General features: G+C 61.0%; 9 protein-coding genes and 1 pseudogene. All 10 read left to right on the top strand.

Annotated features, from left to right (window positions below; translation table 11 throughout):
* The first annotated feature begins 100 nt into the window (after positions 1 to 100).
* The 10 genes and pseudogenes from J3P91_RS12305 to J3P91_RS12260 all read left to right on the top strand — a co-directional run bounded on the left by J3P91_RS12305 (position 101) and on the right by J3P91_RS12260 (position 12,479).
* A complete protein-coding gene (locus J3P91_RS12305; protein ID WP_434604450.1) occupies positions 101 to 2,551 on the top strand; it encodes a glycosyltransferase in 2,451 nt (816 codons plus the stop codon).
* Between the two features lie 219 nt (positions 2,552 to 2,770).
* Positions 2,771 to 5,179: a phospholipid carrier-dependent glycosyltransferase gene (locus J3P91_RS12300; RefSeq protein ID WP_434604448.1), complete on the top strand. Its 2,409-nt coding sequence runs from the start codon at positions 2,771 to 2,773 to the stop codon at positions 5,177 to 5,179.
* Positions 5,180 to 5,190: 11 nt separating this feature from the next.
* Complete coding sequence (locus J3P91_RS12295; RefSeq protein ID WP_434604446.1) at positions 5,191 to 6,210, top strand: glycosyltransferase family 2 protein; 1,020 nt, start codon at positions 5,191 to 5,193, stop codon at positions 6,208 to 6,210.
* A 92-nt stretch (positions 6,211 to 6,302) separates the two neighbouring features.
* Positions 6,303 to 6,551: pseudogene (locus tag J3P91_RS12290) on the top strand (methyltransferase); the annotation flags it as partial.
* Between the two features lie 174 nt (positions 6,552 to 6,725).
* A complete protein-coding gene (locus J3P91_RS12285) occupies positions 6,726 to 6,989 on the top strand; it encodes a hypothetical protein (protein WP_434605259.1) in 264 nt (87 codons plus the stop codon).
* Complete coding sequence (locus J3P91_RS12280) at positions 6,986 to 7,399, top strand: GtrA family protein (protein ID WP_434604444.1); 414 nt, start codon at positions 6,986 to 6,988, stop codon at positions 7,397 to 7,399. Before J3P91_RS12285 ends, J3P91_RS12280 begins: the two co-directional genes overlap by 4 nt.
* Entirely contained in the window at positions 7,396 to 8,679 is a 1,284-nt protein-coding gene (locus tag J3P91_RS12275) for an NAD-dependent epimerase/dehydratase family protein (protein WP_434604442.1), read from the top strand. The genes J3P91_RS12280 and J3P91_RS12275 overlap by 4 nt, the downstream gene beginning before the upstream one ends.
* Positions 8,669 to 10,255: a GMC oxidoreductase gene (locus J3P91_RS12270; protein ID WP_434604440.1), complete on the top strand. Its 1,587-nt coding sequence runs from the start codon at positions 8,669 to 8,671 to the stop codon at positions 10,253 to 10,255. Before J3P91_RS12275 ends, J3P91_RS12270 begins: the two co-directional genes overlap by 11 nt.
* Positions 10,252 to 11,355 carry a non-hydrolyzing UDP-N-acetylglucosamine 2-epimerase gene (gene wecB, locus J3P91_RS12265; protein WP_434604438.1) on the top strand — a complete coding sequence of 368 codons (1,104 nt, stop codon included), beginning with the start codon at positions 10,252 to 10,254 and terminating at the stop codon, positions 11,353 to 11,355. The genes J3P91_RS12270 and wecB overlap by 4 nt, the downstream gene beginning before the upstream one ends.
* Positions 11,352 to 12,479: a glycosyl transferase gene (locus J3P91_RS12260; RefSeq protein WP_434604436.1), complete on the top strand. Its 1,128-nt coding sequence runs from the start codon at positions 11,352 to 11,354 to the stop codon at positions 12,477 to 12,479. Before wecB ends, J3P91_RS12260 begins: the two co-directional genes overlap by 4 nt.

The raw sequence follows: 12,479 nt of genomic DNA, 5'->3' as shown, positions 1-12,479 counted from the left end.
GGCACGGCTGGAATCTGGGCCTACCTGGTTATTGAAGTCGACAACACACCTGCAAGACCCGGGGTGCGTTGCCGTAATGTCCAAGGGACTGGAAGAACGCATGGATCATATCAACCGTCTTGTCGATCACATTGACAAACTGACTCGCTCAACGCAGTCCAGATCCATTGAAGCCTTGCAGCTGGTCAAGGAAATCGAGAATCGGGACCGGCTGATCAAGCAACTGAACCTCGGCTCACAAGCGCTTCGCACTCGGCTGTCGCTTCAGGAAGGCAAGGCCGGGCGACTGCGCGAGCAGTTGCAGGTGACCGAACGGCGCCTCAAAGACACCCAGGCATTACTTCGCGCAAAAGAACGCCAAGCGGTGGAGCTGTCCGATTGGGCGGTGGATTTGCGCGCACAACTGGCGGCGAAACAGACTGAGCTGTTCAAGCTTTCCGACTGGGCCAACGCCATCGAACGCGCACCGCTGCGTTATTCGATACGCAAGCAGCTGTATAAATTATCGCGCCGGATCTACGCCTGGTTGCCGCTCACCGCACAGCAGAAAAGCAGGCTGGCCCAGCGGCTTCGAAGCTGGCTGAAACGCACCACGGCGACAGCCGGCGAATCATCGGCGTCCCCAAGCCTCGCGCCGCTGCAACCCCTGCTACCACCGATTGACCTTGCCGTGCCATCCAGTCACGGGCAGCCGATGATCCTGATGTTCGGCGTAATCGACTGGCACTTTCGCATCCAGCGCCCACAAAACCTGGCCAAGGAGTTGGCGCGGGCGGGACAAACGACGTTTTATATCTCCAACCACTTTATCGACGGTGATGCCCCCGGCTTCGAGGCGGAGCGCCTGGAGGGCTCCGAGCGGCTGTTCCAGATCCGTTTCAAGGTGCGCGGGGCTCCGGCCATTTATCATGCCCCGCCGTCAGCCGCCGCGATCCGCCAGTTGTGCCAAGGCCTGGCCATGCTGCTGGACGCGGCGAACGTCTCCGCCGTGGACTGCATCGTCCAGCACGCCTACTGGTTCCCGCTGGCAAGACGTGTCCCCAACGCCACGCTGGTCTATGACTGCATGGATCATCACGAAGGTTTCGGCAATGTTGCCCAGGAACTGCTCGACCTGGAAATCGCCTTGATGCGCCGGGCCGATCTGCTGGTGGCGACTTCCGACTGGATCGAACAACACGGCAAGCGGGAAAACCGCAACGTAGAGGTGATCCGCAACGCCTGCGAATACGGTTTTTTCAGCCAACGCCCCGACAAGATCTACCGGGACCCGGCCAACAGAAAGATCATCGGCTACTACGGCGTCATCGCCGAATGGTTCGACCTTGAACTGGTCAAACGCGTCGCCCAGTCCTTCCCGCAGCAGCTGATCCTGTTGATCGGCAGCGATGTCGTCCAGGCGAAAAAATATTTCAAGGCCTGCCCGAATGTGGTCCTGGAAGGCGAAGTCCCGTATGCCTCCCTGCCCTATTACCTCTACGCCATGGACGTTTGCCTGCTTCCGTTCAAGGTCATGCCCCTGACGCTCGCCACCAATCCGGTCAAGGTCTATGAATACCTGAGCGCAGGAAAACCGGTAGTGTCGGTGAAACTGCCGGAGTTGAGCCAGTTCGGCAAACTGGTCTGGACGGTCGAACAGCCGACTGAGTTCATCTCGGCCATACGCGGTGTACTCGACGCTCTGCCAGAGGTCGGCGCAACGCCAAGGGCGCGTCAATCGTTCGCCCAGGGCCAGACCTGGCAGCATCGGGCCGCCAGCCTGCGCAAGGCCATCGCGTCATTGCCCCTGCCCAAGGTCAGCGTCGTGGTGTTGACCTACAACAACCTCGAACTGACCAAGGCTTGCCTCGACAGTCTGTTGACCCAGAGCCAGTACCCGAACCTTGAAATCATCGTGGTCGACAACTGCTCCAGCGACCAGACCCCGACCTATCTCACTGCCTGGGCCAAGGGACATCCCGAACGGATCGTCATCCTCAATCCGGATAACAAGGGATTCGCCGCAGGGAACAACCAAGGGCTCGCGGCAGCCAGTGGCGATTACCTGGTCATCCTGAACAACGATACGGTTGTCACCGCCGGCTGGATCAAGGGGTTGATCCGTCATCTGAAGGACCACGAGGAAATCGGCATCATCGGTCCGGTCACCAACAACATCGGCAACGAAGCCAAAGTCCGCACCCGTTATGGACGGATGGAGGACATGCCCGCCGAAGCCGCGCAAATGACCCGTGCCCGCATGGGCGAGTGGTTTGAAATCAACACCCTGGCGTTTTTCTGCGTGATGTTCCCGCGTTCGACCTACGAGCAGATTGGGGGCCTGTGCGAGGAGTACGGCCTGGGGTTCTTCGAGGATGACGATTATTGCCGCCGCGTGCAGCGTCGCGGCCTGCGCGCGGCTTGCGCCGAAGACGTCTTCGTCCATCACCACCTGTCCGCCTCGTTCAACACCTTGGGTGCCAGGAAAAAACAGGCACTTTTCGAGAAGAACCGGGCGATCTACGAGAACAAATGGGGATCCTGGGTTCCGCACACGTACCGAGATGTATAGGCCCCTCTTGGATGCAACGCTGTTTACGAGCGTTGACCAACCGTGGCGAGGGAGCTTGCTCCCGCTGGGCTGCGAAGCGGCCCTGAACCCGGCCACCGCAGCGTGCCAGGTAGGTTGCATTCAGCTTTTGGGGCTGCTGCGCCGCCCAGCGGGAGCAAGCTCCCTCGCCACAATGAATCGAGAAAGCCTTAAGCGAGTTCCTTCAGCCGAGACGATATTTTGCCCAGATTCAGCCTGAAATACGCAGTGGTGCTGTTGGTTTTACTGGCGAGTACGGCGGTCGGCGTGTACGGTTTTTCGACGCTTGAACTGGCCTCCATGAACAGCAGCAGCCGCACGATACTGCTGTCAGTGGCAGTCCTGGCGGCCCTTACCGCCTTCACTCGCAAGCCGCCGATCATTCTTTGCCTTGGCCTGCTGGCGTGCCTGACCATTGCCTGCTCGCAGATCTGGCCGGTGATTGTCGTCGCGGTCTTCGCGCTGTCTGCCACCGTGCTCGGCAGGTGGCTGCTCAGGCAAGAAAATCCGGCCGACTGGAGCATCCATCTGCTGATGGGCACCGGCACGTTCGGTACGCTGACAGGCCTGGCTGCGTATATGCCGATCAATTATCCCTGGCTGTATGGCGCGATGTTGGCACTGCCGCTTGTACTGGGGCGCAAACAGGTCCTGTCGATAGGTCGCGAACTGCTGGCACAAATCCAGTCCACCCGCTCGGCACATACGCCCATGCAAACCGGGCTCGATGTATTGATTGGCGGCTTCGCCTGCCTCTACGTGCTGGTAGCCTTCATGCCGGAGGTCGGCCACGACGCCTTGGCCATGCACCTCTTCGTCCCTTCACACCTGGCCCAGCGGCACCAATGGTCGTTCGATGCAAACACCTATGTGTGGGCCGTAATGCCCATGCTGGCCGACTGGATCTATAGCATCGTCTATATGCTGGCGGGCGAAACGGCGTCACGCCTGAGCAATAGCGCATTCGCCTTGCTGGTGGCGTGGCAGATTCGCAACATGACCCTCTGGGCCGGGGGCTCCGCCACGAGCGCTCGCTGGGCAAGCCTGATCTTCCTGTCGACGCCCCTCGCCTTCGCTGAAAGCAGCAGCCTGCACATAGAGTCGGCGTGGACCGCCTTCATGCTGGCCGGGACCCTGGCGATCCTGAAGGTGTCAGGCTTCACTGCGGATCCTCGGGAACGCCTTTCGCAACTGGTCCTGGCCGGTGTCCTGCTGGGTTTCGCCATGGCGACCAAGGCGGTGACCCTGAGTGTCCTGCCGGTCCTGCTGTTGGTCCTCTTGCTGCAGTACAAGGCCTGGGCCGTGCGAGGAATCGCCAAGACCCTCATGCTCGGCAGCGCCGGCCTGCTGCTGGCGGGCGCTACCCCTTACGTCTGCGCCGGGTACTTGACCGGTAATCCGGTGTTCCCGTTTTTCAACGGGGTTTTCCATTCGCCGCTCTGGCCGGACATGAACTTCGAACCGCCCGCCACGTTCGGTACCGGGATGACCTGGGACACCCTCTATCGAATGGTCTTCCAGTCGCCGCAGTTCATCGAGGGGCGGGTCGGCGCGGCGGGTTTCCAGTGGCTGCTGCTACCCACAGCGGCCGTCGCCGTGCTGTTGAGTGGCAACAAAAAAGCCCTGTGCATCCTCCTGGTCGGCGCCGGCGCGATGTTCATGACGTTCCAGTCAACGGCCTATCTGCGTTATGTGTTTCCCTCCTTTGCGCTGTTCTCGGTGATCCTCGCCCTGCCCTTTTCCGACGCCAGGGCGTTCCCCCGCAGCCTCGCCATCGCAGCCGGTGCCGTGTTGGTCCTGGCCAACACTCGCTTCATCCAGGCCGCGACTTACTATGGCGAAATCAAACCCTCGGCACTGTTGAGCCAGGCCGGTCGGGAGGCCTTTTTGCTGGAGCGCCTGCCGATCCGGAAAATGGTCGACACCGTCAACGCCTTGAACAGCGGTTATCAACCCGTGGCGGTTTTTGCGTCGCCCTTGATGGCGGGTTTGCATGGCGATGCCCTTTACGCATCGTGGTACAACCTGAAGTGGAAGGGCGAATTCGACGCAGCGACCACGCCGGCGGAGCTTACCCGGCGCTTGCGCCAGCGCCAGGTGAACTGGCTGGTGATCGATCTCAAGTCTCTTCCCCAGGCACAGCTCGACCGCCTGCTCGCCGTGTCCACGTCGTATTCCAGGCTGGGTAACCTGGACCTGCGCAAACTCAACGCCACCCACTACGAGCTCCTGCTCAATCCGGACCTGTCCAGCCTCGACGGCTGGAACCTGCTGTCACCCTCGACCTATGACACCTCGCGCAAGATCCTCACCGTCAACGTCAAGACACCCGCCACACAGCGCGTCGACGTCACGCCGGGGCTGACCTACACCAACAGTGTGTCCGCACGCTGCACGGAGGCAGCCACTACCGGAAGAATCCAGGCCAACTGGATTGACGACCAAGGCGACTTCATCAGCGCCAGCATCGAAACGTTTGATTGCACCACGCATTGGGAGACCCATGAGATGAGTGTCATTGCCCCGGCTAATGCTACGTCCGCGGTCATTTATGCGTCCGGGCATACCGACACTCCCCTGGAGTTCAAATCACTTTCATTCAGGCAATAGTTGGCAAATCGATGAACACAACAACAGCGATTTTCACGGGTGAACTACGCGTTGCCGTCGTCATCCCCAGCTATCGGGTCACCGCACATATCGTCGGCGTCATCGACGCCATCGGGCCGGAAGTCTGGCGCATCTATGTCATTGACGATGCCTGCCCGGACGGTTCGGGCGGGCATGTCCTGGCCTCCTGTAACGACCCTCGGGTCAAGGTGCTGCCCCATGACATCAACAAAGGTGTGGGGGGTGCGGTCATGACCGGCTATCGAGCAGCCCTCGCTGACGGCGCGAGTATCATCGTCAAGGTCGACGGCGACGGTCAGATGGACCCGACCCTGATTCCGCTGTTCATCGAACCGATCCTGGCGGGTGAAGCCGACTACACCAAGGGCAATCGGTTTTTCGACCTGGAGGAAGTCCAGTCGATGCCGCGAATTCGTCTGTTCGGCAATGCCGTGTTGTCGTTGATGGCCAAACTGTCGACGGGTTACTGGGATCTGTTCGACCCGACCAACGGCTATACCGCGATTCACCGTGACGTCGCCAGGCTGCTGCCCCTGGACAAGGTCAGCCAACGCTATTTTTTCGAGACCGACATTCTGTTCCGCCTGAACACCGTGCGCGCGGTGGTAGTGGATATTCCGATGGAAGCCCGCTACGGCGATGAAGTCAGTCACCTGGAGATCTCGAAGATCGTGGGCGAATTTCTCTTCAAGCATCTGCGCAACTTCACCAAGCGCGTGCTCTACAACTACTACTTGCGCGACATGTCCCTGGCTTCGATCGAGCTGCCGATCGGGATCCTGATGTTCGTGTTCGGCATCCTGTTCGGCAGTTATCACTGGTTCGAGTCGGCGCAGCATGGCGTCGCGACGCCAGCCGGCACCGTGATGCTCAGCGCATTGCCCATGCTCATGGGGCTGCAATTGATCATGGCGTTTCTCGGTTACGACATCGCCTCGGTCCCCAACAGGCCTCGGCATTCCAGGCGCAGGGCCACTTCATTGCGGGAAGAAAAGTCATTAAAGCGCTAAGAGATCTTTTATCGGACCCGTCGCTCAAGAGGCTGGATGTCGATGGCTGCGAACGCCTTGAACTTCACGGCAAAGTGCTTGAGCGCAAGCAAATGCTTCGGGACGTCTTCGTAGAGTTCCACCACGCGTTCCGTCGACTGGCAGACCGCTATTTCCAGGTCGGGGGCCTGGAGGTGGAGTTGGGAGCGGGCATCGCGCCGATGCGCGATTCGTACCCGCACGTATTGGCCACGGACGTTGTCGCCAGCGAGAAACTCGACATGGCGCTCGATGCCGAGGCAATGAGCCTGGACGATGATTCGGTCAGGGCCTTTTATGGCCAGAATTGTTTTCATCATTTTCCTCACCCCGAGCGCTTTTTCACGGAGCTGGAAAGGACGCTCAGGATCGGCGGCGGGGCCATTTTGATCGAGCCCTTTCATGGCCCCTTTGCCGCGTTCCTCTATAAGCGCCTGTTCAAGTCCGAAGGCTTCGACACGCACTTCCCCTCTTGGCATACACCGTCGACCGGCCCCATGAACGGCGCCAACCAGGCCCTCAGCTACATCGTTTTCGTTCGCGACCGGCAGGCGTTCGAGCACAAGTACCCGGGTCTGGAGATCGTCCACCAGGAAATCTGCGGCAATTATCTTCGTTACCTGATTTCCGGCGGCCTGAACTTTCGCCAGCTATTGCCTGACGTATTCATCCCTGTGCTCAAGGTCATCGAAAAACTGCTGTATCCGCTGCGCCGGATACTGGCCTTGCACCACATCGTGGTGATCCGGAGGACGTCTTGACCTTCATCCGATACGGCGCCATCCAACTCGTGGCCTATGGGTTGGACATGGGGACGTTTTTGTTGCTGCTCGCGCTATTCGACAACCAACCCGTGCTGGCCAATGTCGCTGGCAAAGGCGTGGCCGGGACGTTCGCGTTCTTTTCGCATCGGCATTTCACATTCCAGACGACACGCGTTGGCAGCAAGGCTCAAGCGCTGCGCTATTTTTCATTGCTCGCCATCAATATTCCGCTCGCTTCGGTGCTGCTCAGCGCGGGGCTGTACCTCATCGATAACCCTGTCCCGGTGAAATTTGTCAGCGACGTGATCTGCGTAGCGCTGACCTACTGGATCAGCAAGCGGTTCGTGTTTCGTACCGATACGCACCCGCCGGCTCCCGCTGACCGAGCCCAAGGCGCACGACCATGACGCTACTGATCACCGGCGCGACCGGCTACATTGGACGACGCTTGACTGCCCTCGCGGCGGCAAGCGGTCACGAAGTCATTTGCGCCACCCGCAAGCCGTGCCCTGCCCCCTATGCCTGGCTTCCTTATGACCTGCGGGGCCCGGCGCCCGAGTGCCCGGCCGGCACTCAGGCGGTGATCCATCTGGCGGCCGACACATCGCCCCATACTGACACTAACGCGGACGCTGAAATAAACGCGGCCCTGGCGCTGATCGATTGCGCCCGACAAGGCTCGGCCAGGTTCATCTTCATTTCCAGCCAAACCGCCTGGGCCACGGCCCCGAGCGTTTATGGCCGGACCAAGTGGCGTATCGAACAGCATGTGCTTGCCGCCGGGGGTAACGTAATCCGCCCCGGACAAGTGTACGGCGGCCCCGAATGCGGGCTTTTTGGTCTGTTGACCGGGCTGGTTCGCCGGAGCCCGTTCACTCCGATCCTCATGCCAGCGCCTTGCGTGCAGCCCATTCATGTCGACGACCTCGCGGCCGCGATACTGGCCATCGCCGAGCGGGACGACATTCATGGTGAGGTCCTCAAGCTGGGTGCCGTAAAACCGATTGCTTTTGGGCGCTTCCTGAGCGCCATTGCGACGCACCGGGTCCGCGCCGTGCGCATGCCAATCCCTCTGCCGGTGGCATTGCTCAGGCTGTTGCGGCTGATACTCGGACGGTCCTTGAGCAGAAAGCTGGGCCTGGAGCGGATCTTTTCCCTTATTCATCTGCCGCCCATGGACAGCGAGCGTTCCCTGGAAAAACTCGGCATCGCGTTGCGCCCTCTTGCCCACGGCATGCATCGCTCCGGCCATGGGCAACGTCGAGGCCTGCTACAGGAAGCGGCGGTGCTCTTGGGCTACCTGCTCAAGCGCCCGCCGCAAAAAAGCCTGGTAAGGCGCTATGCAAGGGCACTGGAGCGTGCGGGCAAAACCCGTCCCGTCATCCACTCACGCCTGCTGATGGGCTGGCCGATACTCTTGACGCTGCTGGACAACCCCGGCGTCCTGGGCACGCCCGAGGGCCAGGAGCTGGCCTGGCGCCTGCAGGTTGCACTCGGTATCGCCGAAGCCAGCCCCCAAGGCGCGCAGGTGTTTCTCGGCACCCGATGGCCGCACAGCCTTGTCGCCACGCTGGCTGCGTTGGGACTCACCTCGGTCAAAGCGTTGGTCTGGAAGATCGCGGCGTTGTCGTGCCGTGCTTTTGCCCGCCCGCTGCTGCTTGGAAGTGAAGCCCACCGTGAAGCCTGAGTTCGATGTGATCATTGTCGGCAGCGGCCCAGCCGGGACTTCAGCGGCCTATCCGCTGGTCAAGGCGGGCCTGCGAGTGCTCATGGTTGATGCCCAGGCCAACAGCGACTCACTGGCACCGCCAACCCGCTCATTCCTCAGTGCCAGGGCCAACGACGCGCATCAGTGGAAATGGATAATTGGCGAAAACTTCCACGCCCTGGACCAACTGGACGCCGTGTCGCCCAAGCTGAAGACGCCGACCCACGCCCATGTCTTCGAAGGGTTCAGCGCCGGCAATCGCATCGAGACCGAAAACTTCATCGGCATCGGATCACTGGCCACCGGAGGCCTGTCCAATGCCTGGGGTTGCGGCGTGGCAGCGCTGGGCGCCGGTGACTTCGCCGGGCTGCCCATCGATTATTCCGAGATGCAAGTGTCCTACGAAACAGTCGCGCGCCGGATCGGTATCAGTGGCCGGCTCGACGACGATCTCTCCAGCTACTTCGGTCTGGATGAGTGGTCGCAACCACCCCTGCCGCTGGACAGCCTGCATCAGCACTTGCTCGACCGCTACACCCGGCGCCGAGCGGTGTTTCCCGACCTGGGGTTTCGCCTTGGCCGTTCAAGGGTCGCCGCCTTGAGCCAGCCCCTCGACGAGCGCAAGGCCTGCGATCTTTCTGGAAACTGCTTGTGGGGCTGCCACCACCAAGCCTTGTACAGCGCCTCGCAAGAGCTGCGAAAACTCAAGCAATACCCTGGGTTCCAGCACGTCCAGAATTTCCTGGTGGAGGATCTGCTGAAACAGGACGACTCATGGACCGTCACCGATCATCGCTCCGCCCGGCGCTTGCGCGGTGCCCGCCTGTTACTGGCGGCGGGCACGCTGGCCTCGACCCGGCTCGTCCTCAAGTGCCTGAACCATTCGGCACCGGTACCGCTGCTGTCATCGCCGACGGCGGCCTTCCTACTATGGTTGCCAAGAATGCTCGGCACCCCGAGAGTGCCGGTATTTGGCCTGGGCCAGCTCTCGTTCACCCTGGAGTTGAAGTCCGGCGCCACAGCTTTCGGTTCGACGTTCAGCACCACGGGCTTGCCCATGACCGAGTTCGTCAGCCGGATTCCCATGAGCAAACGCTACAGCATCGAATTGCTGAGGAACCTGCTCAGCGCGTGCGTCGTTGGCAACGTCTTCCTTCCCGGGCAGTTGTCCAGCAATACGGCGCTGCTGCGCCCCGACGGTTCGTTGAGCATCACCGGCCAAGTGCATCCCGAGCTCCCCGGGATCATGAAAGCCGCCGAGACCAGGCTGCGGCGGATCTATTGGAAGATGGGCGCGCTGTTGATGCCCATGAGCTTCACCGTCGGCAGACCGGGAGCAGATATCCACTATGCGGGAACCCTGCCCATGCACTCGACTCCGAAGATTGGCCAGACCGATCGCCTTGGCCAGGTCGCAGGCCTCGACGGCGTGCATGTCGTTGATGGCGCCTGTCTGCCCAGCCTTACCGAGAAATCGCACACGTTGACTCTGATGGCCAACGCGGACCGGATAGCACGCTCTCTGACAACAATGATAGGAAATCAGCAGTCATGACCCGCAAAGTACTCTGCATCGTCGGTACACGCCCCGAAGCCATCAAGATGGCCCCGGTGATCAACGCCCTCAAGGCCGAGAAAAACATCGAGTGCCGGGTGCTCGCCACCGCCCAGCACCGCGGCCTGCTCGACCAGATACTGAAGGGCTTTGCGATCGATGCCGACCTCGATTTGGACATCATGCGTCCCAACCAGTCTCTGGCAGCGCTGACCTCACGCCTGCTGCGTGAACTCGACGGCGTCCTGCAAGCCGAGAAACCGGATGTGGTACTGGCTCAAGGTGACACGACCACCGTCATGAGTGCCGCACTGGCGTGTTTCTACCTGCGAATACCCTTCGGCCATGTCGAAGCGGGCCTGCGTACCGGGGACCTGTACAATCCGTTCCCCGAAGAGGCCAACCGGGTGATCGCCGGCAAGCTGGCCCGCTGGCATTTCGCGCCGACCCAGGGCGCCGTGGCCAACCTGCTGGACGAAGGTGTTGCCGCCAGTGATATCACCCTGACCGGCAATACTGTCATCGATGCCTTGCTGATGACCGCGGCACAGGACTCAGCCTTGACCGTCCCACTCGATGCGCACAGACGCATGGTGCTGGTGACCTGCCATCGTCGGGAAAACTTCGGCGAACCATTCCAGGATATCTGCCAGGCACTCAAGCGCCTGGCCGAACGGAACCCGGACATCCAGATTCTTTATCCCGTCCACCCCAACCCGAACGTCAAGAACGTCGCGCATCAGTTGCTCGGCCGAACCCCGAACATCATCCTCTGCGCACCGCTGGACTACGCTCCGTTTGTCGCGGCAATCAAGCGTTCATACCTGATCATCAGCGATTCCGGGGGCGTGCAGGAAGAAGCCCCTGCCCTGGGTAAGCCGGTGCTGGTACTCAGGACAGAAACCGAACGCCCCGAAGCGGTCGACCTCGGCGTAGTCAAGTTGGTGGGCGCCAATCGAGACACCATCGTTGAACAGGCACAGCATCTCCTGGATGACCCTCAGGCCTATCAGGGCATGGCGCGGGGCGTTTCCCCCTATGGCGACGGCAGGGCCGCAACGCGTATTGCCGACGTCCTGCGCCAGCACTTTCAGCCATGAGAATGATCTACCTGTCCCCGGTGCCATGGACCAGTTTCAGCCAGCGCCCGCATCATTTCGTCAACTGGTATCACCACCAGACTGGCGCACAGGTGCTCTGGATCGATCCATACCCGACGCGCTTGCCCACGTTGAACGACATCAGGTCCAAGCCGCCTGTTGCCGATCAGCACAGCGTCACCGTTCCCCCCTGGTTGCACGTTTGCAAACCCCGGAGCCTCCCCATTGAGCCGCTCCCAGGCTCGGCAATGCTGCTCAAGCGACTGTGGCGCAACCTGTTCAAGGAGATTGCGGCGTTTGCCGCCGCCGGCCCCTGCCTGATAGGTGTCGGAAAACCTTCCGAACTGGCCTTGCAACTGCTGGCACGCATGCCTGCAAGCCCTGCCGTCTACGACGCGATGGATGATTTTCCGGCCTTTTATCAGGGCCTGTCACGCCGGTCCATGGAGCGTCGCCAGGCGCAGCTTATTCGACGGGTAGACAGAGTGCTGGCCTCCTCCAGCCACCTGCGCAATAAACTCCTGGGCATGACCGACCAGGTGGAACTGGCCCTCAATGCCTGTGACGTGCGCGGACTGGCGCCGGTCGAAAGCCTGGACCTGGCCGCCAAACAACAGGTGCTTGGTTATGTCGGCACCCTGGGTCGTTGGTTCGACTGGGACCTGGTCACCGCGCTGGCCCAGGCCAACCCTGGAAACCGCATCCGGCTGATCGGCCCCGTCTTCACACCGGCGCCCTGCGTATTGCCCGCCAACATCGAGCTGCTACCCGAGTGTTCCCATGCCGATGCAATGACGGCCATGGCAACGTTTTCGGTAGGCCTGATTCCGTTCAAGCTCAACCGCCTCACCGCCTCGGTCGACCCGATCAAATACTACGAGTACCGCGCCCTCGGCCTGCCTGTCATCTCGACCCGCTTCGGTGAAATGGCCCTGCGCGACCGGGAGCCGGGCGTCTGGATCGTGGATCAAGGGACTGACCTGCGCAACACCGTCGTTGCAGCGCTCGCCAGTCAGAGCGACCATGCCACCGTTCAGCAATTTCGTCAGGCGCATCTCTGGGCCAAGCGTTTTTCGGCGGTAGACCTCATGCCTGCCTCATTGGAGAAACCAGAAGTCTGGTAA

Origin of the sequence: Pseudomonas sp. Z4-7, from assembly GCF_051131965.1 — a bacterium.
Taxonomy (GTDB): Bacteria; Pseudomonadota; Gammaproteobacteria; order Pseudomonadales; family Pseudomonadaceae; genus Aquipseudomonas.
The sequence above is the reverse complement of the archived record's forward strand: the minus strand, read 5'-3'. Positions and strand labels throughout refer to the sequence as shown.